We start from the raw sequence: 24,037 nt of genomic DNA on the forward strand, positions 1-24,037 counted from the left end.
CGCTTCGCTCCTCGCAATGACGCGGAGGAAGCAGACATGACCCCCAATCCCTTCGACCTCTCCGGCCAGGTCGCCGTCATCACAGGCTCGAGCCGCGGAATCGGCCGGGCGTCGGCGGAGCTGCTCGCGCAACTCGGCGCCAAGGTGGTGATCTCCAGCCGCAAGCCGGACGCATGCGAGGAGGTCGCGAGCGCCATCCGCGCCAATGGTGGCGAGGCCCACGTCATCCCCTGCAACATCTCCCGGCGGGCCGAGGTCGACGCGCTGATCGACGGTGCCGTCAACCAATACGGCCAGGTCGACATCCTCGTCTGCAATGCTGCGGTCAACCCGTATTACGGTCCGCTGCTCGACATCACCGACGAGGCGTTCGACAAGATCATGGCCTCCAACGTGAAGAGCAATCTCTGGCTCTGCGCCAAGGCGATCCCGCCGATGGCCGCGCGGGGCAAGGGCTCGGTGATCATTGTCTCCTCGATCGGCGGCCTGCGCGGCTCGACCGTGATCGGCGCCTACGGCATCTCCAAGGCCGCCGACTTCGCGTTGTGCCGCAGCCTTGCCGGCGAATGGGGGCCGCACGGCGTGCGCATCAATTGCGTCGCGCCCGGCCTGATCAAGACCGATTTCGCCCGCGCGCTGTGGGAGGACGAAGCCCGCCTGAAGCAGCGCTGTGCCACCACCCCGCTGCGTCGCATCGGCGAGCCGCACGAGATCGCCGGCGCGGTCGCCTACCTCGCCTCGGATGCGTCGACCTTCATGACCGGCCAGACCATCGTCGTCGACGGCGGCGTGACAACGGCCGCGGTGTAGCCTTCGTATCCGAGCGGCGGAGCTGATCGCGGGTGTTCACCCTCCCCTGGAGGGGGAGGGTCGCCTCACGACGAGCGAAGCGAAACGTGAGGCGGGGTGGGGTGATCTCTCCACAATCGCCATCGCCCGTGGCTCACCGCACCCCGCTCGCCCGCTGCGCGGGCGACCCTCCCCCTCCAGGGGAGGGTGGATAGACACGTGCCGCTCCACCTTGACCTCGCCCGCCCGATCCGCTTGCTTGTCGGCCCAACGTCGTCAACCTACCGGGAAGAAAACCCATGTCCTTCGTGCTGGCCATCGATCAGGGCACCACGTCCTCGCGCGCGATGGTGTTCCGCTCCGACATCTCGATCGCCGCGGTCGCGCAGCAGGAATTCCCGCAGCATTTCCCGGCCTCCGGCTGGGTCGAGCACGAGCCCGAGGACATCTGGACCTCGACGGTGATGACCTGCCGCGATGCGCTTGAGAAGGCGGGACTGACGGCCAAGGACATCGCGGCGATCGGCATCACCAACCAGCGCGAGACCACCGTGGTATGGGACCGCGCCACCGGCCAGGCCGTCCACCGCGCCATCGTCTGGCAGGACCGCCGCACCGCCGACATCTGCGCCAAGCTCAAGGCCGATGGCCACGAGCCGGATGTCAGCGCCAAAACCGGCCTGATCATCGATCCCTATTTCTCCGGCACCAAGGTCGCCTGGATCCTCGACCACGTCCCTGGCGCGCGCGAGCGCGCCGAACGCGGCGAACTGATGTTCGGCACCGTCGATTGCTACCTGCTGTGGCGGCTGACCGGCGGCAAGGTGCATGCCACCGATGCCACCAACGCTTCGCGCACGCTGCTGTTCAACATCCACACCGGTGCGTGGGACGAGACGCTGCTGAAGCTCTTGCGCGTGCCGCGCTCGATGTTGCCCGAGGTGAAGGATTCCTCCGCCGATTTCGGCACCACCACGCCCGATCTGTTCGGCGGCCCGATCAAGGTCGCGGGGATCGCCGGCGACCAGCAGGCGGCCACCATCGGCCAAGCCTGCTTCACGCCGGGCATGATGAAGTCGACCTACGGCACCGGCTGCTTCGCGCTGCTCAACACCGGCGCCACGCCGGTGAAATCGAACAACAAGCTGCTGACGACGATCGCCTATCAGCTCAACGGCGTCAGGACCTACGCGCTCGAAGGCTCGATCTTCGTCGCCGGCTCGGCCGTGCAGTGGCTGCGCGACGGGCTCGGCATCATCAAGCATGCCGCCGAAACCGGCCCGCTCGCCGACAAGTCCGACTCGATGCAGTCGGTCTATCTGGTGCCGGCCTTCGTCGGCCTCGGCGCACCGTATTGGAATCCGCGCGTGCGCGGCGCGCTGTTCGGCCTGACCCGCAATACCGGCCCGGCCGAGCTCGCGCATGCCACGTTGGAGAGCGTGTGCTACCAGACCTACGATCTGTGGGCCGCGATGCGCGCCGACTGGCCCGATGCGTCCGCCGCCACGATCGTGCTGCGCGTCGACGGTGGCATGACCGCCTCGGACTGGACCATGCAGCGTCTCGCCGACCTGCTCGACGCACCAGTCGACCGTCCCATGATCCAGGAGACCACCGCGCTCGGCGCCGCCTATCTCGCCGGCCTCCACGCGGGCGTCTATCCGGAGCCGGAAAAGTTCGCCGACAATTGGCGGCTCGAGCACCGCTTCCGGCCGGCGATGAGCGCGGCGACGCGAGAGCGCAAGCTCGCCGGCTGGGCTCGCGCCGTGAAGGGGGTGCTGGCGAGCGGCGAGGGCGAGTAGGGCGCTCGCCTCCCACAGCAGCTAAGCCAGGAACGCAGCAAGGTCCGCATTGACCTGCTTCATGTGGGTCACGAATAGCCCATGCGGGCCGCCGGGATAGACCTTCAGCTCGGCGCCCTTGATGCCCTTGGCGGTCGGCCGTGCCGTCATGTCGAGCGGCGCTGAGACGTCCTTGTCGCCGTGCAGGATCAGCACGGGACGGTCGATCTTCGCAAGCACCGGCCGCAGGTCGGTCGCGATCAGCGCGCGGTTGGTGGCGACCGCGACGGGAATGGGCATCTGGCGCATCATCGCCGCGACCCATTCCATCATCTGCGGCGAGGCGTCCTTCGTGAAGAACGGCAGCTTGTTGTCCTCGATCCATTTCGGAAAGTCGCTCTGCCACGCGGCCCAGCACTGCTCGAAATAGCCGTGGGGCGCGCCGAACGCATTGTCCGCGGTCTGCAGCGGAAACGGCGTCGTCGGTCCGAGCATCGCGATGCGCGAGATGCGTCCCGTGCCGTGCCGCGCGACGTAGTTGAGGATCTCGTTGCAGCCCATGGACATGCCGACCAGCGCGACATCATCAAGGTCGAGCTGCGCGATGACCTCGGCGATGTCGTCGGCCAGGCGGTCGAGCTCGTAGCCGCTGCCCGGCACGTCGGAGCGTCCATGGCCGCGGCGGTCGAAGGCAATGCAGCGCAGCCCGCGCTGGCTGAGATCGGAGATCTGGTAGGTCCACATCGCGCTGGTCAGCGCCCAGGCATGTACGAACAGCACCGGCCGGCCGCTGCCCCACTCCTCGTGATAGAGCGTCACGCCGTCGCTGCAGCGGATACGGGGGCGCGCCGCGGTCGGTGCGGCGGCGAGGCTCGGTCCCGTCGCCGCGAAGCTGGCTGCTGCCGCGGTCAGCAGCACGTCTCGTCGTTGCATGGGCATGGCTCCTGATGTTGAATGCGCCGACCATGCCGGGACCGCTGTGCGGTTCCAATTACGTCTGGGGTAAGCTGGTTGCCGATCACCCTTCAATCAGGTCGTCTTGAGTGACCATTCCCGACGGATATGTCGACGTCCCGCCCGGCAAGGTCGCGGCCGTGGTGACCTCGCTGGAAATGCTGGCACCGCCAGTGCTGCCGCCCGATCCGGTCGGCGACTGGAGCATTCGCCGCGTCGCGCAGCCCGATCTCGCTTGGTACCGCGACCTCTATGCCCGCGTCGGCTGGGAGTGGCTGTGGTCGCAGCGCACGCGGATGAGCGATGCGGAGCTTGCCAAGACGATTCGCGCTGACGGAGTCGAGATCTACACCTTGGCGCATGGCGGCGGTGATGAAGCCCTGCTGGAGCTCGACTTCCGCAAGAAGACCGATTGCGAGCTGGTGCTGTTCGGCGTCACGTCGAAGCTGATCGGCACCGGCGCCGGACGGCTGCTGATGAACCACGCGCTGCGCCGCGCCTGGGCGCAGCCGCTGACGCGGCTCTGGGTCCACACCTGCAGCTTCGATCATCCCCGCGCGCTCGTCTTCTACCAGCGCTCCGGCTTCCGCCCCTATCGCCGCCAGATCGAGATCGCCCCCGACCCGCGCCTCGACGGCACGCTGCCGCGCGACGTCGCAGCGCATGTGCCGCTGTTGGCCTGAACATCGGAGCTGACAACGGCGCCGAACGGCGCTTCAATGCGCCGCACAGGAGGATAACCGATGTTCCTGATCGGCCAATACGACTCGCCTTTCGTCCGCCGCACCGCGATCGCGCTCAAGCTCTACGGCGTGCCGTTCGAGCACAAGCCCTGGTCGACCTTCGGCGATGCCGACAAGATCGCGCCGTACAATCCGCTGCTGCGCGTGCCGGTGCTGGTGCTGGATGACGGCGAGGCGCTGATCGACTCGGTGGCGATCCTCGATCATCTCGACGAGACCGTCGGGCCCGAGCGCGCGATGCTGGCGCGGAGCGGCGCGCTGCGCCGCAGGCAGCTGCATACGATCGCGCTCGCGACCGGTCTCGGCGACAAGGCCGTCAGCCTGATCTACGAGCGCGTGCTGCGCAAGGACCGCCTCGCGCTGTGGGTCGCGCGCTGCGAGGCCCAGATCTCCGGCGTGCTGGCAATGCTGGAGGCCGAGCGCGCAGATGCGACGAGCGCCTATTGGTATGGCGACAACATCGGCCACGCCGACATCGCCGTCGCCTGCGCGCTGCGCTTCACACGCGAGGCGCATCCGCATCTGTTCGACGCCGCGCGCTATCCGGCGCTGGCGGCCCACGCCGCAAGGTGCGAGGCGCTGCCGCCATTCCAGGAGATCGTCCAGCCGCTGGCCCCTCCGAGCGGGGATTGATGGAGTCCATCGAGACGCCAGACCGTGCCGCTTGCTCGGTGCTCACCCTCCCCTGGAGGGGAGGGGCGCCTCACGATGAGCGAAGCGAAACGTGAGGCGGGGTGGGGTGATCTCTCCATCAGCAGCAGTGCTCGTGGCTTCGCCCCACCCCGCTCGCCCGCTGCGCGTGCGAGCGACCTTCCCCCTCCAGGGGAGGGTGGGCAGCAGCGCAAGAGGCGTGGGCCGAGCGGCGCGCCCCTCACGGCTTGAAATACACGTCCACCTTCATACCCACCGCGAACGGGCCCGGCTCGGCGAGATCGACCAGCACTTCCACCACGTCGACGTCGGTCATGTTGCGCTGGCTGAGCGCAGCAGTGCGGCTGCTCTCGACCAGCGGGGCGATGGCGGCGACCTTGCCGGCGACGTCGCGGCCGCGGAAGGCGTCGGAGCGGACCACCGCCTGCTGGCCGACCTTGATCTTGTCGAGGTCGCGCTGGTCGAGCTCGGCGCGCACGCGCAGCGAGGACGTATCGCCGAGCAGCACCAGCGGTGGCGTCGTCTGCGGCGAAGCGATCTCGCCGGTGCGCGCATTGACCTGTAGCACCGTGCCGTCGAGCGGCGCGCGGATGGTGAGCTTTTCCAACGTGGCGCGGGCGCCCTGCAGTTCGCTGCGGGCGACGTTGAGCTGGCCCTCGGCGCTGATCGGCAGTGGCGCATCAGCGGTGACCTTGCGCAGCTCGTCGGCCTGCTGCTCCAGCTTCGCCTGCGCGGCTGTCAATTGCGTGCGTGCGGTGTCGACATCGGCATCGGCGCCGCGCCCGGCGCGCCGCTCGGTCACGGCCTTGTCGAGCGCAGCCCGCGCGTCGAACACCGCCGCCTGCGCATCGGCGAGGCCGTCTTCGGCGCGGCGCCGGGGACCCGCGCCAGACGGCGTCGACTCCTTGTTGCGCACGCGCTTGCGCATCGCGACCTGCGCCTCGGCGCTGGCGAGCTGCGCGCGAGCTTCGCCATCGCTGAGCCGCACCAGGGCCTGGCCGGCGAACACGGTCTCGTTTGGCCTGACCAGCACCTCCTGGATCAGCCCAACCACCGGCGCGCCGAGCTTGATCAGGCCGGATGCCGGCTCGACCCGGCCGGGTGCCACGGCCAGCCAGCGTTCCTCCTGGGCATTGGCGGCACGCGCCGTCGGTGGAATCGAGGTCGGCGTGACGATGATAGCCAATGCAGCCGCGGCGACGAGCCCGAGCAGGTGAGCGCGTTCTGGAATTCCCGATATCATGCGTGCGAGACTTTCTTCATGGACTCGCCGCCGCTCTCCTCGCGGACGATGCGGCCGTCCTCGATGTGAATGACGCGATTGGCAAACGGCAGGATGCGCGGATCGTGCGTCACCACCAGCACCGCGCGCGACGGATCCTTGGCGATATCGGCGAGCAGGGTCATGATCGCCTGACCGTTTGCGGTATCGAGTGCGCCGGTCGGCTCGTCGGCGAGAATGACCTGCGCCTTGCCGACGATGGCGCGGGCGATCGCGACGCGCTGCTGCTCGCCGCCCGAGAGCTGGCGCGGGAACGACCGCTTCTTCGGGCCGAGGCCGACCCGCTCGAGCACCTCGCGCGCCGCCAGTTTCGTGGCCCGCGCGCGTTCGCCGCGCACGTCGAGCGCGAGCCGCACATTGTCCTCGGCGTTCAACGTCGGAAACAGATGATAGGACTGGAAGATGAAGCCGATGCGCTCGCGGCGCAGCTTCGCCAGCGCCTCGGGATCGAGCCCCGCGACCGGCTGGTTGGCAACCCGCACGGCACCGCCATCCGGCGTCATCAGGCAGCCCAGGATCGACAACAGCGTCGTCTTGCCGCTGCCTGAGGGGCCCATCAGCAGCGCCAGCTCGCCGCCCTTCAACGACAGGCTCACGCCCTTCAGCGCCTGCACCCGGCCGGCCCCCTGGCCGAGGTGATGCACGAGATCGGTGGCCTCGAGCACGGTGTCGGTCATCGCGAGAACACCAGGGTCGGGTCAATGCGCATGACCTTGAGGATCGCCGCGATCGCCGAGCCGACGCACATCGTCACCGTCAGCACGAACAGCGCGACCGTCAGCGTCGGGGTCATGATGACCGGCAGCGCCGATTCCGCGGTCGCGGCCGCCACGATCCTGCCGATCGCCGCAGCGCCGGCGAAGCCGACGATGGCGCTGAGCAGCGCCTGCCAGATGATGACGGTGTAGATGTAGCGGCTGGACGAGCCGATCGCGCGCAGGGTCGCGAACTCGTTGATGTGATCCTTGGTGCTGGAATAGAGCGTCTGCGCCACGATCACGGTGCCGACGATGAGGCCGAGCAGGGCGCCGGCGAACAGCGCGGCACCCGCGCCGGTGCCGAACAGCCAGAACGAGCGGCTGCGGCTCGCGAACTCGGCTGCGGTCAGCACGTCGACATTGGACAGGCTGTCGCGCAGCGCCCGCTGCACGGTCCAGAGGTCGGCCTCGGCCGCCAGCTTGACCACCAGATAGGACGCCTTGTTCGAGGCGATGCCGGTATAGGCGCGGGCGCGGTCGACGTCGGTGAACACGTAAGGCGTTGTCGTGAACGAGCGGATGCCTTTGGTGACAGCCATCACCTGCACCTTCTGGTCGCGGAGCTCCGCAGCCTGGCCGGCGCCGCCGATGCCGAGCCGCTCGAAATAGGTCTGGTCGATGGCGACCGCGCCCGGCACGGACAGGTCGTCCAGCCGTCCCTCCACCACGTTCCAGGGATGCAGCCCGAGCCCGCGCAGTTCCGAGCCGACCACGAAGACCGGCGTCGTGGTGCCCTGCGGCAGCCGCCATTGCGCATAGCCGATCACCAGCGGCGTCGCCTCCGCCACTCCGGGAACCGCCAGCGCGCGGAACCGCTGCCGCTCGTCGAGCAGCGAGGGGTCCTCGAAACATTTGGTGCCGACCGGCATGATCCACAGCTCGGCCGGGGAATGGTCGATCATGGTCGTGACCATCCGGCGGAAGCCGACATAGAGGCCCATCTGCACGGTCACCAGCACGATCGAGAAGATGATGCCGATGATGGTGGCAATGAATCGAAGCCTGTCATGGAACAGGTTTCGGGACGCAAGCCTGAACTGCAACGACATGAACGAAAAACCACCCGGAGGCCCCGGCGGCATTTCAGCCGGTTAGCGGGGATAAGTCCACGCTGCATCGCATGGCGCCGGCTGTGGCGCTTTGTCATTCGCGGCGGCCGTGGCGCGGGGGACACGGAGGAGGGGCGTCCAAGTGCAGCGTGTGAGCCGAGCAGGGGGCGTCATAACCGCTGTCGTCCCTGCCTAGTGCGCAATTGCGCACGCGGCGCAGGGACCCATAACCACAGGGAGATGTCGTTTTGCGCGATATCAGCCACCGCGGACGACGGGTAGATCACGCGGTATGGGTCCCCGCGTTCGCGGGGACGACAGCTGTGGATGGGGCGACCGCGCCGGCTACTTCGCGCCGACCGCCTTCTTGCGCCAGGCGAGATGAACGGCACAGGTGCAGCCCACCGGATGGCTCGCGAGCTCGGCGGGGGCGGCGTCGTTGGCCGGAGCGGGCGAAGCGACGGCGCGCGCTGCCGCGTCCGCCTGCTGGCCGCCCCTTGCCGGAATGTAGTTCAGGATCGGCGCCAGCCAGCGCTCGACTTCGGCGACGGTCATGCCCTTGCGCGCGGCGTAGTCCTCGACCTGGTCGCGCTCGATCTTGCCGACGCCGAAATAGAAGCTCTCCGGCGAGGCAAAATAGAGGCCCGACACCGACGAGCCCGGCCACATCGCAAAGCTCTCGGTCAGCCGCACGCCGGCATTCTTCTCGGCGTCGAGCAGTTCGAACAAGGTCGCCTTCTCGGTGTGGTCGGGCTGCGCCGGATAGCCGGGCGCGGGACGGATGCCGTGATACTTCTCCAGGATCAGATCGTCCGGCGAGAGCGCCTCGTCCGGAGCGTAGGCCCAGAACTCGCGGCGGACGCGGGCATGCAGGCGCTCGGCGAACGCCTCGGCGAGGCGGTCGGCCAGCGCCTTCACCAGGATCGAGGAATAGTCGTCATTGGCGTTCTTGAAGCGGTCGGCGACGGCATCCTCGCCGAGGCCTGTCGTGACGACGAAGCCGCCGACATAGTCCGGCACGCCGGAACCCACAGGCGCGATGAAGTCGGAGAGTGCGGTGTTGAAGCGACCCTCGCGCTTCTCGAGCTGCTGGCGCAGCGTGTGCAGCGTCGCGATCTGCTTGGTGCGGCCCTCGTCGGCATAGAGCACGATGTCGTCGCCGGCCGCATTTGCCGGCCAGAAGCCGATCGCGGCGCGCGCCGTGAACCACTTCTCGTCGACGATGCGCTTGAGCATCTTCAGCGCGTCGTCATACAGCGCGCGCGCGGCCTCGCCGACCTTGGCGTCGTCGAGGATGCCAGGGAAACGGCCGGCGAGCTCCCAGGTCTGGAAGAACGGCGTCCAGTCGATATAGGGCACAAGCTCGGCGAGGTCGTAGTCGACGAACGTCTTGGTGCCGAGGAAGGTCGGCTTGACCGGCTTCGCCTTGGCGAAGTCGATCTTCGGCGCGTTGGCGCGGGCGTCCGCGAGCTTCAGCCGCTTCTTGTCGGCCTGGCCGCGCAGATGCGCAGCGGCGATCTTCTGATACTCGCTGCGAACCTCCGTGGCGTAGGTATCCTTGCGCTCCGGCGACAGCAGTGAGGAGGCGACGCCGACGGCGCGGCTGGCGTCGTTGACGTGAACGACCGGGCCATTCTGGTAGTTCGGATCGATCTTGACCGCAGTATGGACACGGCTCGTCGTCGCGCCACCGATCAGGAGCGGCACGTTGAGACCCTGGCGCTCCATCTCCGAGGCGAGATACGCCATCTCGTCGAGCGAGGGCGTGATCAGGCCGGAGAGACCGATGATGTCGGCGTTCTCGGCCTTGGCCGTCTCGATGATCCTGGCCGCGGGCACCATGACACCGAGGTCGATGACCTCGAAATTGTTGCACTGGAGCACGATGCCGACGATGTTCTTGCCGATGTCGTGGACGTCGCCCTTGACGGTGGCGAGCACGATCTTGCCGGCGTTGGAGCGCTCGTTGGCCCGGCCCTTGTTGGCAGCCTTCTCCGCCTCCATGAACGGCATCAGATAGGCCACCGCCTGCTTCATCACGCGCGCGGACTTCACGACCTGCGGCAGGAACATCTTGCCGTCGCCGAAGAGGTCGCCGACCACGTTCATGCCGGCCATCAGCGGGCCTTCGATGACGTCGAGCGGCCGCGTCGACGCGGCGCGCGCCTCTTCGGTGTCCTGCTCGATGAACTCGGTGATCCCATGCACCAGCGCGTGGCTCAGCCGCTTGTCGACCGGCCATTCGCGCCAGGCGAGATCGGCCTCCTTGGTCTGCTTGCCCTGGCCGCGGAATTTCTCGGCCAGCGCCAGCAGCCGCTCCGAGGCGCCGGGGTCGCGGTTGAGCACGACGTCTTCGCACACCTGGCGCAGCTCCGGATCGATGTCGTCATAGACGATCATCTGACCGGCATTGACGATGCCCATGTCCATGCCCGCCTTGATGGCGTGATACAGGAACACCGAATGCATGGCTTCGCGCACCGGCTCGTTGCCGCGGAACGAGAAGGAGAGATTGGAGACGCCGCCCGAGACATGCGCATGCGGCAGGTTCTGCCGGATCCAGCGTGTCGCGTCGATGAAGTCGACGCCGTAATTGTTGTGTTCCTCAAGTCCGGTCGCGATGGCGAAGATGTTGGGATCGAAGATGATGTCCTCAGGCGGAAAGCCGATCTGCTCGACCAGGATCTTGTAGGCGCGGGCGCAGATCTCGGTCTTGCGCTTGTAGGTGTCGGCCTGGCCGGTCTCGTCGAACGCCATCACGACCACGGCGGCGCCGTGGCGACGCGCGATCTTCGCTTCGTGAATGAACTTCTCCTCGCCTTCCTTGAGCGAGATCGAGTTCACCACCGGCTTGCCCTGCACGCATTTCAGGCCGGCCTCGATGACGTGGAATTTCGAGGAATCGACCATCACGGGAACGCGGGCGATGTCCGGCTCGGCGGCGACGAGGTTGAGGAAGGTCCGCATCGCGGCTTCCGAATCCAGCAGGCCCTCGTCCATGTTGACGTCGATGACCTGGGCGCCGTTCTCGACCTGGTCGCGCGCGACCTGCAGCGCCGCGGTGTAATCGCCGGCGGTGATCAGCTTGCGGAATTTGGCCGAGCCCGTGACGTTGGTGCGCTCGCCGACATTGACGAACGGAATCGCGGGCGTGAGTTCGAACGGCTCGAGGCCCGACAGCCGCAGCCGCGGCGCGATCTCCGGCACGGCGCGAGGCTTGTGCGGGGCGACGGCGGCGGCGATCGCCGCGATATGTTCGGGCGTGGTGCCGCAGCAGCCGCCGACGATGTTGACGAGGCCGTCCCGCGCAAATTCGCCGATCAGTCGCGCCATGTAGGCCGGCGTCTCGTCATACTGGCCGAACTCGTTGGGCAGGCCGGCATTGGGATAGGCGCACACCAGCGCGTCGGCGACGCGGCCGATGTCGGCGACATGGGCGCGCAGATCCTCGGCGCCGAGCGCACAGTTGAAGCCGATGGTCAGCGGTTTCGCGTGGCGGACCGAATTCCAGAACGCCTCCGGCATCTGGCCCGAGAGCAGGCGGCCGGACTTGTCGGTGATGGTGCCCGAGATCATCACGGGCACGTCGATGCCGCGCTCCTCGCAGAGCTCGGCGATGGCGTACAGCGCCGCCTTGGCATTGAGCGTGTCGAAGATGGTCTCGAGCAGCAGGATGTCGGCGCCGCCGTCCAGGAGCCCGCGCGCCTGCTCGCCATAGGCGAGCCGGAGGTCGTCGAAGGTCACGGCGCGGTAGCCGGGGTTGGAGACGTCGGGCGAGATCGAGGCGGTGCGGTTGGTCGGGCCCATTGCGCCGGCGACGAAGCGCTGTTTGCCGTCCTCGGCCGCAACGCGGGTCGCGGCATTGCGGGCGAGCCGGGCGCCCTCGCGGTTCAGCTCGTAGATGATGTCGGAGAGGTCGTAATCGGCCTGCGCGATCGAGGTTGCCGAGAAGGTGTTGGTGGCGACGATGTCGGCCCCGGCGCGCAGATATTGCGCGTGGATGTCCTCGATGGCGTCGGGCTGCGTCAGGATCAGCAGGTCGTTGTTGCCGCGGAGGTCGCGATGGAAGTCCTTGAACCGCTCGCTGCGGAAGGCGGCCTCGTCGAGCTGCAGCGCCTGGATCATCGTGCCCATGGCGCCGTCGAGGATCAGGATTCGCTTGGCTGCAGCGGCAAGGAAGGCGGCACGCGCTGGAGATACAGGGGTGGACATCAGGCGGCAGCCTTGTTGGCGGACTTCGGACGGATGCCGAGCAGATGGCTGATCGCGAACACGAGGTCGGCGCGGTTCATGGTGTAGAAATGGAAGGTGTCGACGCCATGCTTGGCGAGCTTTTGCACCTGGCCTGCGGCGACGGTCGCCGCGACCAGCTTGCGGGTCTCGGGATCGTCGTCGAGACCGTCGAATTTTTCGGCCAGCCAGTCCGGCACCGTCGTGCCGGCGCGGGTCACGAAGCCACGCGCCTGCTTGAAATTGTGCATCGGCATGATGCCGGGCACGATCGGGATCGTGATGCCGCGGGCGCGGACACGGTCGAGGTAGCGGAAGTAGAGATCGTTGTCGAAGAACACCTGGGTGATGGCGCGGGTGGCGCCGGCGTCGACCTTGGCCTCGAGCATGTCGATGTCGGCGTCGAAGTCGCGGCTCTCGGGGTGCTTCTCCGGATAGGCGGAGACCGAGACCTCGATATCGGGATGGCGCTTCTTGATGCCGGCGATCAGCTCGGGCGAGCTCTGATAGCCCTCGGCATGGGTGTAGTAGGGCGTGCCGATGCCGCCGGGCGGATCGCCGCGAAGCGCCACGATGTGGCGGACGCCGACCTCGTGATAGCGGTCGACGACCTCGTCGATCTCGTGGCGCGAAGCGCCGACGCAGGTGAGATGCGCCGCCGGCAGCAGCGCGGTCTCCTTCAGGATGCGCGCGATCGTGGCGTGGGTGCGCTCGCGCGTCGAGCCGCCCGCGCCGTAGGTCACCGAGACGAAGCTCGGCTCCAGAGGGGCGAGGCGCTCGATCGAGGCCCACAGCGTCCGGTCCATCTCCTCGGTCTTCGGCGGGAAGAACTCGAACGAGATCTTCGGCCGGATGATTGCGGAGTGGCCGTCGGCGATGGCGGTGGCGAGGTCGGTCATGGCAGCGCAGGTTCCCGGTGGCGCGTAAATTTCAACTCAAGAGGGGATCGCTCTTTGGATGTGGGAAGATAAGGGAAGTGCGTCGCAATAGACAGCCCACCCTAAATGGGATTTCGCCCACTTGTATGTATTTTGATGACTTTTGTCCGCTGTCATCGATTGTGTGATGGGCAGATAAAATGTTGATGTTTCAATGTGTGCTGGCTGTGGGTGAACGGATTTGATCGAGATCGAGTGTGGGACGTCTCGATGGCGATGTTGTATACAATGTCCGTGTCCCAACTCGGGATGATGTCGATCCCTGCATTTCCAGCAGGGCTCCGCCGCGGTTGGCCCATTGTGGCACGCCGCGCAGTCATTAGGTTGAAGCCATGATCCCGCTTTCAGTGCTCGACCTCTCCGTCACGACCACCGCCACGCCTGCCTCGGCGGCACTGCGCAACAGCATCGATCTGGCCCGCCATGTCGATCAGCTCGGCTACGTCCGCTATTGGCTGGCTGAGCACCACAGCCTGCCGTCGGTGGCGAGCCCGTCGCCCGACATCATGATTGGGCAGATCGCGGCAGCGACGCAGCACATCCGCGTCGGCTCCGGCGGCGTCATGCTGCCCAACCATGCGCCGCTGGTGGTCGCGGAGCGCTTCAAGATGCTGGAGGCACTGTTTCCCGGCCGGATCGATCTCGGCCTGGGCCGCGCGCCGGGCACCGACGGCACCACGGCCTATGCGCTGCGCAGCCGGCTCGACCGCCGCGAGGGCGACGACTTCCTGGAGCGGCTGCATGAGCTGATGCTGTGGGAGACCCGCGAGTTCCCTGCCGATCATCCTTACAACAACGTCATCGCCATGCCCGACGACGCGCCATTGCCGCCGATCTGGCTGCTCGGCTCCAGCGACTATTCCAGCGAGCTGTCGGCGCAGCTCGGCATGGGGTTCGGCTTCGCACATCATTTCGCCAGCCACGACGCCGTCGACGCGATGCGAACCTACCGCGCCCATTTCACGCCGTCGCGCTGGCGGACACAGCCGCATGCGATCCTGGCGGTCGCGGTGGTGACGGCCGAGACCGACGCCGAGGCGGAGCGGCTGGCGTCGTCGATGGACCTCAACCGCCTCAGGCGCGACCGCGGCCAGTTCCTGCCGCTGCCGAGCCCCGAGGAGGCCGCGGCGTACATGTATACAGACGCCGACCGCGCCTCGATCGCACGCAACCGCTCGCGGCTGTTCGTGGGCAGCCCGGCGACGGTGCGGGCCAAGCTCGATCCGATGATCGCGGCAAGCCAGGCCGACGAGCTGATGGTGATCACGGCGACCTTCGACCACGACGCCCGCAAGCGCTCCTACAGCCTGCTTGCCGACGCCTTCGGCCTGGAGCGGAAGGCGGCGGCGTAGTCCCGCACGAACCCAGCAGCCGATGAGTTCTGGATCGTGCAGCATCAAGATTCAGCTCTCCCCGACGGGGCTAGCGTGAGCACGCATCTCGAAGTCGGATCCAGTCACTTCAAGGCACGGACGGTGGGCTCCCTCGCCCCGCTTGCGGGGAGAGGGTTGGGGTGAGGGGGGCTCTCCTCGAGCACCGCATTCGCGGAGAGCCCCCCTCACCCGGATTGCATCTTTCGATGCAATCCGACCTCTCCCCGCAAGCGGGGCGAGGTAAAATCCCGTCGCCGCGAAGATGTGTGCTCGAACTAGCCCCCACTTGGACGAACGGAGTTCGTGCAGAGAGTTGAGGCGAACAATGGCGCGATCGGGACTTCGAAGCGCGCCGTGCCGGTCTCACCATGTGATCAGCGGAGAGCGGCGCAGGAAGCTGTCGTCGCTCACCTGGTCCACCGCGAAGCGCGCGACATCGGCCCGCGCGATCGTGCCGCCGTGAAAACCTGTGAGGTCCGTCAGCGCGCGGACCGTCTGGCCGCCCGGCTTGTCGTTGAGCATGGCGGGACGGACGATGACCCAGTCGAGCCCGCTATCGCGGATGATCGCCTCCTGCCGGTTCTTGTCGGCATAGACGTTGCGCAGCAGCAGCGGCAGGATCAGCCGGTCGTAGACGAAGCCGCCATGTCCCCGGCTGTCGCCTGCGCCGATCCCGGTGATGGCGACAAGGCGCGCAACATTCTCGGCCTCCATCGCCTTGACGAGCGCCCGCGTCGATGTCGAGAGCGTGGTGACCTCGCGAAACGGGCTGAGCGAGGTGCCCAAGGAACTGATGACGACATCCTGTCCCTTGAGCGCCTTGCGAAGCGTGGCTTCGTCGCGCGCATCGCCGACGATCAGTTGCGCGCCTTGCAGGTCCCCGGCCTTGTCGGGCGAGCGCACCAGCGCGGTGACGTGATGGCCGCGCGCCAGCGCGTCGCGCACGATCAGCCGTCCGGTGCCGCCGGTGGCGCCAAGCACGAGGATGTTAGACTTGGGTGTGGTGACATTGCTATCTTGACTGGTCATGATGATCTCCATGGAGGGGGCGCATTCGCGGAAGCGCGCCGCGCAATTCGGTTTCGGGGGATGATGAGCGGCTCGGCTTCAGGCCGTGGCCGAGATCTCGGCGACAAAGTCGCGGTACGAGCGCAGCGGCCGGCCCAGCAGCGTGGTGAGGCGCGCGACGTCGCCCTCGTCCGGCACCATGCCGTCGGTCAGGAAGCGCTCGGCCATCAGTCGCATGTCGAACGCCATCCAGCTCGGCATGACCTGCCGGAGGTTGGTCTCGAACTGCGCGGTGTTGTCGCCGCCATAGGCGATCGTGCGGCCCAGCACGTCAGACCAGATCGCAGCGGCATCAGCGCCGGTCAGCGTGTCCGGACCGACCAGGTTGATGCGATCGAGCGGCAGCGGCACGGCTGACTGCTCGCGGCGGATCAGCTCGATCGCTGCGATCTCGCCGATGTCGCTGACGTCGATCATCGCGAGGCCCTTGGCTCCGATCGGCATCGGGTAGACGCCGTAGTCGAGCACGACGTCCTTGATCGCGAGATCGTTGTTCATGAAGTAGGCGGGGCGCAGGATGGTGGCGTTCAGGCTCAACTGCTCGATCATCCGCTCGACGGCGAACTTGCCGGCGAAGTGCGGCACGTTGACGTAGACGTCGCTGTGGATCACCGAGAGATAGACGATGCGCTCGATGCCGGCCTCGCGGACCAGATTGAGCGCGATCAGCGCCTGAGTGAATTCATCAGGCGTGACGGCGTTGAGCAGGAACAGGGTCGAGACGCCCGAGAACGCGCCGCGCAGCGAATCGACGTCGAGCAGGTCGCCTTGGGCGATCTGAACGCCCGCCGGAAGGTTGGCCTTGCCAGGATCGCGGACGAGGGCGCGGACATCGGCCCCGCGCCTGACGAGTTGTTCGACGACGCGACGGCCGACGGTTCCAGTGGCACCGGTCACGAGGATGGTCATGGGATCACTCCGGGTTGGTGTTGAGACACCCGGAAGATATCGATCCACATGCGAGCCAATAGGCGCTATATTTGGACATGTCGTCTCATTGGCAGAACAGATGGATCTGCTTGCGCTCTCCGATTTCACGCTCGTCGCCCGCCATGGCGGCTTCGGCCGGGCCGCCCGCGCCAGCGGTCGTCCCAAGGCAACGCTGTCCCGCCGCGTCGCAGAGCTCGAAGCGAGCCTGGACATCAGGCTGATCGAGCGCGGCGGGCGCACACTGAAGCTGACCGAGGAAGGGCGGGCGCTGTTCGAGCGCACGGGCGCGCTGCTGACCGAGCTCGACGAGACCGTCGGTGCGATAGCCTCAGGCGGCGACCAGCCGCGCGGCCGGTTGCGGATCAGCGCGCCGCTGCTGTTCTCGCAGACCGCGATGGGCAAGCTCGCCGCTACGTTCGCGCTCAGATATCCGGAGGTCCGGCTCGAGGTGACGACCGACGACCGCGCCGTCGACATGGTCGAGGAGGGCTATGACCTGGTGATCCGGGTCAATCCCGATCCCGATGAGAGCCTTGTCGGCCGCATCTTCCTGCGCGATCGACTGGTGGTCGTGGCCAGCCCAAGCCTGACGCGGCCGGCGGACGGCGCGCTCGTTCCTGCGGTTGTTCGTAGCACCGAGCAGATCGCAGCGTGGGACGTCTTGGCTGCAACGGGATCGTCGCGCATCGCGATCGATCCGATCCTGCGGTTGTCATCGCTGATCATGGTGCGCGATGCGGTCCGTGCCGGCGTCGGTGCCGCATGCCTGCCGCTCTCGCTCGTCAGCCACGATCTGGCGGCTGGCCGGCTGGCGCATTGGGGCGATTTGGACGCGCCAGCGGTTGCGCTGTGGGCGCTGTATCCGTCGCGGCGGCTGTTGAGCGCGCGCGTCTCCGCCTTTCTCGACCATCTGAAGCAGGCATTCCCGGTGGGAACGCCGGCCGAGCTGGCGGCCTATGTGGAGCCGCGGGATGACGGTCCGATCATTCCATCCGCTCGCTGAAGGTCGCGCGGAACGGATGCGCCGGATAGACGCCGACGATGCGCAGTTCGCGCGAGAAGAACTTCAATTCCTCCAGGGCGAAGGCCAGCCCCTTGTCGTCGGGATGGCCATCGACGTCGGCGTAGAATTGCGTGGCGAAGAAATTGCCGTCGACCATGTAGCTCTCGAGCTTGGTCATGTTGACGCCGTTGGTCGCGAATCCGCCGAGCGCCTTGTACAGCGCAGCCGGCAGGTTGCGGACGCGGAACACGAAGCTCGTGACCAGCGGCCCGGAGTTCTGCTCGGCCCATTGCTCCTGGCGCGCCAGCACGACGAAGCGGGTGGTGTTGTGGGCCTCGTCCTCGATGTCCTCGGCGAGGATGTCGAGGCCGTAGATCTCGGCGGCGAGGCGCGAGGCGATCGCCGCGACGCTCCTGTCGCCGCGCTGGGAGACGTCCCGGGCGCTGCCCGCGGTGTCACCGGCGACGATCGGCCGGACGCCGAGCTGGCGGATGATGCGGCGGCACTGGCCGAGCGCATGGACGTGGCTCTCGACCGTCTTGATGTCGGCGAGCCTGGTGCCCTTCAGCGCCATCAGCTGGTGGCGGACCGGCAGGAACCACTCGCCAATGATGTAGAGGCCGGAGGCCGGCAGCAGGTGATGGATGTCGGCGACGCGGCCGGCGACCGAATTCTCGATCGGGATCATGCCCAGGTCAGCCTCGCCGGAGGAGATCGCGCTCAGCGCGTCCTCGAAGGTCGCGCACGGCATGGCCTCGGCGGTCGGATAGGCCTCGGAAATGGCGATGTGGGAATTGGCTCCCGGCTCGCCCTGGAATGCGATTTTCAAGATCTTGCTCATGAGGGGCCTTGTAGCAGCAGCTTAAGACTTGGACAGCAGCCGGCGTGCGGTTTCGAGGTCGGCGGGGGTGTCGACGCCGCGGGGCACGGCGTCGACGACTATCACGTCGATGCGCATGCCGGCTTCCAGCGCCCGCAGCTGTTCCAGCTTTTCCTGTTGCTCCAGCGGCGACGGCGGCAGGCTGACGAAGCGCTCCAGCGCCGCCCGGCGGTAGGCGTAAAGCCCGATGTGATGGTACCTCGGTCCGTCGCCATACGGCGCCGTGGCCCGGGTGAAATACAACGCGCGCATGCGCCGGCCGCCGAGAGGCGAGCCGACCGCCTTGACGACGTTCGGATTGAGGCTCTCCTCCTCGGTATGGATCTGCGCGGCAAGGGTCGCGATGTCGACGGCGGGATCGTCCAGCGGCGGCAGCACGTCGCTGATGTTCTGCGGGTCGATGGTCGGGAAATCGCCCTGCAGATTGACCACGATCTCGGCCTCGCGGGCAGGGTCGAGCTTGCACATGGCTTCGTAGATGCGGTCCGACCCGGAGGGATGATCGGGCTTGGTCATCACCACCTCGCCACCCGCCGCCGTCACGGCGTTCGCGATCTCCAGCGTGTCGGTTGCCACGGCCACGCGGCCGATCGCGGCCTCCTGCGCGCGCCGGAGCACCTGCACGATCATCGGCTGGCCGGCGATATCGAGCAGCGGCTTGCCGGGCAGGCGGGTCGAGGCCATGCGGGCAGGGATCAGCACGAGGATTTTGGACTTGGTCATCCGGGAAACGGCAGGTCGGAGCCGGTCGCAACAGCGCGGGCCGGACTGGATGGGGACAGCAGGGGCGGCCCGCTTATACGGGTTGCCAGAGCACGGGCAAACCGATATCTCACTTCTGCCGCAGGGGGAGGCGCGACGGCTCGATTCCGCTCGATGCCTTGACGAATCCTGGGGCGATTCACGGTCGCGGCCCCGCGGCCTCCCAAGCAATGAAATCCGCCCTCGGAGCCTGATTCCAAAATGGACTCCTTCGAACTGAACAAAATCCTCGGCGCCGTTCTGGCCGCCTGTCTGGTCGTGCTGGTCACGAGCTTCTCCGCTGGCGCGATCTTCGCGCCGAAAATGCCGGAGAAACCGGGGTTCGAGATCGCCGTGAAGGAGGCCCAGGGCGCAGGCAAGGAAGCCGCTGCGCCGGCCGCGGCCGAGCCGATCGAGAAGCTGCTGCAGACCGCCTCGGTCGAGAAGGGCGCTGCCGCCGCCAAGAAATGCGCGGCCTGCCACACCTTCGACAAGGGCGGCAAGAATGCCGTCGGCCCCAACCTCTACGGCATCGTCGGCGACAAGATCGGCGAAGGCCGCGGCTTCAACTTCTCGGCCGCGATGAAGGCCAAGGGCGGCACCTGGACGATCGAGGATCTCAACCACTTCATCGCCAATCCGAAGGGCTACATCCCGGGCACCGCGATGGGCTTTGCCGGCATCCAGAAGGACTCGGAGCGCGCCGACGTGCTGGCCTACCTGAACTCGCTGTCGGACAATCCGGCGCCGCTGCCGACCGCAGCCAAGTGATCGGCTGCTAAACCCCCCAATTTCCGACGGCCGGGCCTCAAGCCCGGCCGTTTTGCTTTGCGGGACGAAATTCGCCGCATTTGGGACCTTTGGTCGCATCCACCTCGTTCACAACCCGGTATCATGAGGAAAAAGCAAGGTTATTGGTCGAAACCTTGCCGTATATTGGTCCCCTGAATGGAACGGGTTCGCGGGGCCGGAGTACCCTGGCTGAGGCCGGCGAAACCTGCCCTTGCGAATTGGGTTACGATCGAACGTTGGATCTGGGAGCAGCAGCGGCCACGGCCGACCACCTGCTTCAAGCGGTCTTATTCAGAGGAAGTCTCATTTGACGATTACCCGACGACAGCTCCTGCAGAGCAGCGTCTTCGCTGCGATGACCCCGGCGCTCGGCACCGCCGCCAGCCTTGCCCCGCTCGACGCCGCGCAGGCGCAGGCAGGTGAGCAACTGGTCTGGCGCCACGGCCTGTCGCTGTTCGGCGAGATCAAGTACCCGGCGGACTTCAAGCGCTTCGACTACGTCCATCCCGACGCGCCCAAGGGCGGCACAGCGCGGATGATCTCGCTCGGCACCTTCGACAATTTCAACATCGTCGTGATGTATGTGAAGGGCAACATCGCGTCCGCGGCGGGGCTGGTCTACGAGACCCTGATGACGCGCTCGCAGGACGAGGTGTCGACCGAATACGGCCTCCTCGCCGAGTCGGCGGCCTATTCGGACGACTACTCCTGGGTCATCTACCGGCTGCGCAAGGAAGCGCGCTGGAACGACGGCAAGCCGGTGACGCCCGAGGACGTCATCTTCTCGCTTGACGTGCTCAAGAAGAACAGCCCGCACTACTCCTCCTACTACCGCCATGTCGTGAAGGCCGAGAAGACCGGCGACCTCGAGGTCAAGTTCACCTTCGATGGTCCGGGCAATCGCGAGCTGCCGCACATCGTCGGTGAGCTGCTGGTTCTGCCCAAGCACTGGTGGGAAGGCACCGACGCGCAGGGCCGCAAGCGCGACGTCACTGCGACGACTTTGGAGCCGCCGCTCGGGTCGAGCCCGTATCGCATCAAGGAGTTCGTGCCCGGCCGCTCGATCAAGATGGAGCGCGTCAAGGACTACTGGGGCGCCAACCTGCCGGTCCAGATCGGCCAGAACAATTTCGACGAGCTGCAGTTCGAATATTTCCGCGACAACATCGTCGCCCTCGAGGCCTTCAAGGCCGATCAGGCCGACTGGATCAACGAGAATTCCGCCAAGCAATGGGCGACGGCCTACGACTTCCCGGCCATCAACGACAAGCGTGTGGTCAAGGACGAATTCCCGATCAGCGATTCCGGCCGCATGCAGGGCTTCGCCTTCAACCTGCGGCGTCCGCAATTCCAGGACGCGCGGCTGCGGCGTGCCTTCAACTACGCCTTCGATTTCGAGGAGATGAACAAGCAGCTGTTCTACGGCCAGTATAAGCGGATCAACAGCTATTTCGAAGGCACGGATCTGGCCTGTTCCGGGCTGCCGCAGGGCCAGGAGCTGCAGATCCTCGAGGAGCTGCGCGACAAGGTGCCGCCGGACGTGTTCACCACGGTCTACCAGGCCCCGGTGGGCGGCAATCCCGAGAACGTTCGCGCCAATCTGCGCGAGGCCACCAGGCTGCTGAAGGACGCAGGCTTCGAGATCAAGGACCGCAAGCTCGTCGATCCCGCCGGCAAGCCGGTCACGGTCGAACTCTTGGTCCAGGACCCGTCCTCCGAGCGTATCGTGCTGTTCTACAAGCCGTCGCTGGAGCGCCTCGGCGTCGCTGTCACGGTACGCCAGGTCGACAACGTCCAGTATGAGAACCGGGTGCGCACCTTCGACTACGACATGATCATCGATGTCTGGGGGCAGTCGCTGTCGCCCGGCAACGAGCAGCGCGATTTCTGGGGTTCCAAGGCCGCCGACGAGTCCGGCTCGAAGAACACGATCGGCATCAAGAACCCCGCTGTGGACGCGCTGATCGAGAAGATCATCTACGCCAAGGATCGTGCCTCCCTCGAAGCGGCGACGCATGCGCTCGACCGGGTTCTGCTGTGGAATTTCTACGTCGTCCCCCAGTTCACCTACCCGTTTGCGCGCAGCGCGCGCTGGGACCGCTTCAGCCATTTCACGCCGTTCCCGAAATATGCGCGGTCCGGCTGGCCGAATCTGTGGTGGTACGATGCCGACAAGGCCGCCAAGGTGAAGCGCTCTTGAGCCGGCTCCCGCATCTGTCGCGCCGCGGCGTGCTCGGGCTTGGGTTCGGCGCGCTCAGCTATCCGCTGCTGACGCCGGCCGTGGCCGCGGAGTTCGGCCCCGAGTCGCACGGCACGTCGGCCTTCGGCGACCTGAAATATCCAGCCGACTTCCATCATTTCGATTACGTCAATATCGACGCTCCGAAGGGCGGGATGTTCTCGCTGATCCCCTCGGTGCGCGCCTATAACCAGTCCTATCAGACCTTCAACTCGTTCAATGCCTACGTCCTGAAAGGTGAGGGCGCGCAGGGCATGGACATGACGTTCGCGACCCTGATGGTGCGCGCGAGCGACGAGCCGGACGCGGTGTACGGGCTGGTCGCGAAATCCGTGGCGATCTCCGCGGACAAGCTGGCCTACCGCTTCACCTTGCGGCCCGAGGCGCGCTTCCATGACGGCAGCAGGATCACCGCGCAAGACGTCGCCTTCTCGCTGAACACGCTGAAGGAGAAGGGCCATCCACTGATCGTTGTTCAGCTGCGCGACTTCGTGAAGGCCGAGGCGATCGACGATGCGACCGTCGTGGTGAGCTTCGTCGAGAAGCGCGCGCGCGACGTGCCGCTCTATGTCGTGACCCTGCCGATCTTCTCCAAGGCCTGGTACGCCAACCGCGCGTTCGACGAGGGTCCGCTCGACGTGCCGCTCGGCTCGGGGCCGTACAAGGTCGGCAAATACGAGATCAACCGCTACGTCGAGTTCGAGCGTGTCAAGGACTGGTGGGCGGCCGATCTGCCGGTCAGCCGCGGCATGTATAATTTCGACATCGTGCGCTACGAGTTCTATCGTGACCGCGACGTCGCCTTCGAGGGCTTCACGGCCAAGAGCTATCTGTTCCGCGAGGAGTTCACCGCGCGCATCTGGGCGACGCGCTACGACTTCCCGGCGATCAAGGACGGCCGCGTCAAGCGCGAGCTCTTGCCGGACGAGACGCCGTCCGGCGGGCAGGGCTGGTTCATCAACACCCGCCGCGACAAGTTCAAGGATCCCCGCGTCCGCCAGGCGTTGACCTACGCGTTCGACTTCGAGTGGACCAACAAGACCATCATGTACGGCGCCTATGCGCGCACGGTGTCGCCGTTCCAGAACTCGGACATGGTCGCGGTCGGGCCGCCCTCGCCCGAGGAGCTGAAGCTGCTCGAGCCGTTCCGCGGCCAGGTGCCCGACGATGTGTTCGGCGAGCCGTTCGTGCCGCCGGTCTCGGACGGCTCCGGCCAGGATCGCGCGCTGCTGCGCAAGGCGACGCAACTGCTGCAGCAGGCCGGCCTGCCGGTCAAGGACGGCAAGCGGCTGCTGCCGTCCGGCGAGGTGTTCGCGATCGAGTTCCTGATCGACGAGGTCTCGTTCAAGCCGCACCACGGCACGCTGATCAAGAACCTGCAGACGCTCGGCATCGACGCCGATCTGCGGATCGTCGACGCCGTGCAATATCGCGCGCGGGTCGAGGACTTCGACTTCGACATCGCCATTCAGCGGATGTCGATGTCGCCGACCCCCGGCGACGGCCTCCGGGCTTACTTCACCTCGGACACGGCAAAGACCAAGGGCTCCTACAATCTCGCCGGGATCAGCAATCCCGCGCTCGACGCGCTGGTCGCCAAGGCCATCGCCGCGGAGACGCGCAGCGAGCTGACCTTGGCCTGCCGGGCGCTCGACCGCGTGTTCCGCGCCGGCCACTACTGGATACCGCAATGGTATCGCCAGACCCACCCGATCGCCTATTGGGATCAGTTCGACCATCCGCCGAAGCCGCCGAAATACGCCTCGGGCGTCGGCGCCCCCGACATCTGGTGGTACGATGCCGCCAAGGCCGCAAAGCTGGAGCAGGCGAAGTAGT

The 24,037-nt window shown here is 66.7% G+C and carries 19 protein-coding genes; 9 read left to right on the forward strand and 10 right to left on the reverse strand.

The window, feature by feature from the left end:
• Nucleotides 1-36 precede the first annotated feature (36 nt).
• Nucleotides 37-810 carry an SDR family NAD(P)-dependent oxidoreductase gene (locus ACQR0W_RS16510; protein ID WP_316186655.1) on the forward strand — a complete coding sequence of 258 codons (774 nt, stop codon included), beginning with the start codon at nucleotides 37-39 and terminating at the stop codon, nucleotides 808-810.
• Nucleotides 811-1,088: 278 nt separating this feature from the next.
• A complete protein-coding gene (glpK, locus tag ACQR0W_RS16515; RefSeq protein ID WP_316169539.1) occupies nucleotides 1,089-2,591 on the forward strand; it encodes a glycerol kinase GlpK in 1,503 nt (500 codons plus the stop codon).
• A 21-nt stretch (nucleotides 2,592-2,612) separates the two neighbouring features.
• Here glpK and ACQR0W_RS16520 read toward each other — a convergent pair whose 3' ends face one another.
• A complete protein-coding gene (locus tag ACQR0W_RS16520) occupies nucleotides 2,613-3,503 on the reverse strand; it encodes an alpha/beta fold hydrolase (protein ID WP_316169538.1) in 891 nt (296 codons plus the stop codon).
• A gap of 110 nt (nucleotides 3,504-3,613) precedes the next feature.
• Here ACQR0W_RS16520 and ACQR0W_RS16525 point away from each other — a divergent pair, with 110 nt between their 5' ends.
• Together ACQR0W_RS16525 and ACQR0W_RS16530 are read left to right on the forward strand one after the other, a co-directional pair.
• On the forward strand, nucleotides 3,614-4,207 hold the full coding sequence (locus tag ACQR0W_RS16525; protein WP_316169537.1) for a GNAT family N-acetyltransferase: 594 nt from the start codon (nucleotides 3,614-3,616) through the stop codon (nucleotides 4,205-4,207).
• A gap of 60 nt (nucleotides 4,208-4,267) precedes the next feature.
• A complete protein-coding gene (locus ACQR0W_RS16530; RefSeq protein ID WP_316169536.1) occupies nucleotides 4,268-4,900 on the forward strand; it encodes a glutathione S-transferase family protein in 633 nt (210 codons plus the stop codon).
• Between the two features lie 238 nt (nucleotides 4,901-5,138).
• On the opposite strand, the gene ACQR0W_RS16535 is transcribed toward ACQR0W_RS16530, so the two are convergent.
• The 5 genes from ACQR0W_RS16535 to metF form a co-directional block, all read right to left on the reverse strand.
• Nucleotides 5,139-6,161 (reverse strand): HlyD family secretion protein, encoded by a 1,023-nt coding sequence (locus tag ACQR0W_RS16535; protein ID WP_316169535.1) that lies wholly within the window; start codon nucleotides 6,159-6,161, stop codon nucleotides 5,139-5,141.
• Nucleotides 6,158-6,877, reverse strand: a complete 720-nt coding sequence (locus ACQR0W_RS16540; RefSeq protein ID WP_316167376.1) for an ABC transporter ATP-binding protein — start codon at nucleotides 6,875-6,877, stop codon at nucleotides 6,158-6,160. The genes ACQR0W_RS16535 and ACQR0W_RS16540 overlap by 4 nt, the downstream gene beginning before the upstream one ends.
• On the reverse strand, nucleotides 6,874-8,007 hold the full coding sequence (locus ACQR0W_RS16545; RefSeq protein ID WP_316169534.1) for an ABC transporter permease: 1,134 nt from the start codon (nucleotides 8,005-8,007) through the stop codon (nucleotides 6,874-6,876). Before ACQR0W_RS16545 ends, ACQR0W_RS16540 begins: the two co-directional genes overlap by 4 nt.
• Before the next feature lie 345 nt (nucleotides 8,008-8,352).
• Nucleotides 8,353-12,219: a methionine synthase gene (gene metH, locus ACQR0W_RS16550; RefSeq protein WP_316169533.1), complete on the reverse strand. Its 3,867-nt coding sequence runs from the start codon at nucleotides 12,217-12,219 to the stop codon at nucleotides 8,353-8,355.
• Nucleotides 12,219-13,136 (reverse strand): methylenetetrahydrofolate reductase [NAD(P)H], encoded by a 918-nt coding sequence (gene metF / locus ACQR0W_RS16555; protein WP_315713792.1) that lies wholly within the window; start codon nucleotides 13,134-13,136, stop codon nucleotides 12,219-12,221. Before metF ends, metH begins: the two co-directional genes overlap by 1 nt.
• 371 nt (nucleotides 13,137-13,507) lie before the next feature.
• Here metF and ACQR0W_RS16560 point away from each other — a divergent pair, with 371 nt between their 5' ends.
• Nucleotides 13,508-14,527: an LLM class flavin-dependent oxidoreductase gene (locus ACQR0W_RS16560; RefSeq protein WP_316169532.1), complete on the forward strand. Its 1,020-nt coding sequence runs from the start codon at nucleotides 13,508-13,510 to the stop codon at nucleotides 14,525-14,527.
• A 384-nt stretch (nucleotides 14,528-14,911) separates the two neighbouring features.
• Here ACQR0W_RS16560 and ACQR0W_RS16565 read toward each other — a convergent pair whose 3' ends face one another.
• A complete protein-coding gene (locus ACQR0W_RS16565) occupies nucleotides 14,912-15,577 on the reverse strand; it encodes an NAD(P)-dependent oxidoreductase (RefSeq protein WP_316169531.1) in 666 nt (221 codons plus the stop codon).
• Between the two features lie 78 nt (nucleotides 15,578-15,655).
• Nucleotides 15,656-16,525, reverse strand: a complete 870-nt coding sequence (locus tag ACQR0W_RS16570) for an SDR family oxidoreductase (protein ID WP_316169530.1) — start codon at nucleotides 16,523-16,525, stop codon at nucleotides 15,656-15,658.
• Nucleotides 16,526-16,625: 100 nt separating this feature from the next.
• Between ACQR0W_RS16570 and ACQR0W_RS16575 the strand changes: the two genes are divergently transcribed.
• Nucleotides 16,626-17,549 carry a LysR family transcriptional regulator gene (locus ACQR0W_RS16575; protein WP_316186656.1) on the forward strand — a complete coding sequence of 308 codons (924 nt, stop codon included), beginning with the start codon at nucleotides 16,626-16,628 and terminating at the stop codon, nucleotides 17,547-17,549.
• On the opposite strand, the gene ACQR0W_RS16580 is transcribed toward ACQR0W_RS16575, so the two are convergent.
• Both ACQR0W_RS16580 and ACQR0W_RS16585 read right to left on the reverse strand, forming a co-directional pair.
• Complete coding sequence (locus tag ACQR0W_RS16580; protein WP_316169528.1) at nucleotides 17,530-18,390, reverse strand: prephenate dehydratase; 861 nt, start codon at nucleotides 18,388-18,390, stop codon at nucleotides 17,530-17,532. The two genes, ACQR0W_RS16575 and ACQR0W_RS16580, sit on opposite strands and share 20 nt — an antisense overlap.
• A 21-nt stretch (nucleotides 18,391-18,411) precedes the next feature.
• Nucleotides 18,412-19,152 carry a 3-deoxy-manno-octulosonate cytidylyltransferase gene (locus ACQR0W_RS16585; protein ID WP_316169527.1) on the reverse strand — a complete coding sequence of 247 codons (741 nt, stop codon included), beginning with the start codon at nucleotides 19,150-19,152 and terminating at the stop codon, nucleotides 18,412-18,414.
• A gap of 240 nt (nucleotides 19,153-19,392) precedes the next feature.
• On the opposite strand from ACQR0W_RS16585, the gene ACQR0W_RS16590 reads away from it, so the two are divergent.
• From ACQR0W_RS16590 to ACQR0W_RS16600, 3 genes are all read left to right on the forward strand, one after another.
• Nucleotides 19,393-19,941 carry a c-type cytochrome gene (locus ACQR0W_RS16590; RefSeq protein ID WP_315825971.1) on the forward strand — a complete coding sequence of 183 codons (549 nt, stop codon included), beginning with the start codon at nucleotides 19,393-19,395 and terminating at the stop codon, nucleotides 19,939-19,941.
• Nucleotides 19,942-20,317: 376 nt separating this feature from the next.
• Complete coding sequence (locus tag ACQR0W_RS16595; RefSeq protein ID WP_316169638.1) at nucleotides 20,318-22,162, forward strand: extracellular solute-binding protein; 1,845 nt, start codon at nucleotides 20,318-20,320, stop codon at nucleotides 22,160-22,162.
• Nucleotides 22,159-24,036 carry an extracellular solute-binding protein gene (locus ACQR0W_RS16600; RefSeq protein ID WP_316186657.1) on the forward strand — a complete coding sequence of 626 codons (1,878 nt, stop codon included), beginning with the start codon at nucleotides 22,159-22,161 and terminating at the stop codon, nucleotides 24,034-24,036. The genes ACQR0W_RS16595 and ACQR0W_RS16600 overlap by 4 nt, the downstream gene beginning before the upstream one ends.
• The last annotated feature ends 1 nt before the right edge of the window (nucleotide 24,037 follow it).

The sequence above is a fragment of the Bradyrhizobium sp. HKCCYLRH1034 genome, from assembly GCF_051168375.1.
Classification (GTDB): Bacteria; Pseudomonadota; Alphaproteobacteria; order Rhizobiales; family Xanthobacteraceae; genus Bradyrhizobium.

What these genes read in the sequence shown, in the direction of transcription:
- ACQR0W_RS16510 (WP_316186655.1), top strand. Translation starts at nt 37, where the DNA reads ATGACCCCCAATCCCTTCGACCTCTCCGGCCAGGTCGCCGTCATCACA.
- glpK (WP_316169539.1), top strand. Translation starts at nt 1,089, where the DNA reads ATGTCCTTCGTGCTGGCCATCGATCAGGGCACCACGTCCTCGCGCGCG.
- ACQR0W_RS16520 (WP_316169538.1), bottom strand. Translation starts at nt 3,503, where the DNA reads ATGCAACGACGAGACGTGCTGCTGACCGCGGCAGCAGCCAGCTTCGCG.
- ACQR0W_RS16530 (WP_316169536.1), top strand. Translation starts at nt 4,268, where the DNA reads ATGTTCCTGATCGGCCAATACGACTCGCCTTTCGTCCGCCGCACCGCG.
- ACQR0W_RS16535 (WP_316169535.1), bottom strand. Translation starts at nt 6,161, where the DNA reads ATGATATCGGGAATTCCAGAACGCGCTCACCTGCTCGGGCTCGTCGCC.
- ACQR0W_RS16540 (WP_316167376.1), bottom strand. Translation starts at nt 6,877, where the DNA reads ATGACCGACACCGTGCTCGAGGCCACCGATCTCGTGCATCACCTCGGC.
- ACQR0W_RS16545 (WP_316169534.1), bottom strand. Translation starts at nt 8,007, where the DNA reads ATGTCGTTGCAGTTCAGGCTTGCGTCCCGAAACCTGTTCCATGACAGG.
- metH (WP_316169533.1), bottom strand. Translation starts at nt 12,219, where the DNA reads ATGTCCACCCCTGTATCTCCAGCGCGTGCCGCCTTCCTTGCCGCTGCA.
- metF (WP_315713792.1), bottom strand. Translation starts at nt 13,136, where the DNA reads ATGACCGACCTCGCCACCGCCATCGCCGACGGCCACTCCGCAATCATC.
- ACQR0W_RS16560 (WP_316169532.1), top strand. Translation starts at nt 13,508, where the DNA reads ATGATCCCGCTTTCAGTGCTCGACCTCTCCGTCACGACCACCGCCACG.
- ACQR0W_RS16565 (WP_316169531.1), bottom strand. Translation starts at nt 15,577, where the DNA reads ATGACCAGTCAAGATAGCAATGTCACCACACCCAAGTCTAACATCCTC.
- ACQR0W_RS16570 (WP_316169530.1), bottom strand. Translation starts at nt 16,525, where the DNA reads ATGACCATCCTCGTGACCGGTGCCACTGGAACCGTCGGCCGTCGCGTC.
- ACQR0W_RS16575 (WP_316186656.1), top strand. Translation starts at nt 16,626, where the DNA reads ATGGATCTGCTTGCGCTCTCCGATTTCACGCTCGTCGCCCGCCATGGC.
- ACQR0W_RS16580 (WP_316169528.1), bottom strand. Translation starts at nt 18,390, where the DNA reads ATGAGCAAGATCTTGAAAATCGCATTCCAGGGCGAGCCGGGAGCCAAT.
- ACQR0W_RS16585 (WP_316169527.1), bottom strand. Translation starts at nt 19,152, where the DNA reads ATGACCAAGTCCAAAATCCTCGTGCTGATCCCTGCCCGCATGGCCTCG.
- ACQR0W_RS16590 (WP_315825971.1), top strand. Translation starts at nt 19,393, where the DNA reads ATGGACTCCTTCGAACTGAACAAAATCCTCGGCGCCGTTCTGGCCGCC.
- ACQR0W_RS16595 (WP_316169638.1), top strand. Translation starts at nt 20,318, where the DNA reads ATGACCCCGGCGCTCGGCACCGCCGCCAGCCTTGCCCCGCTCGACGCC.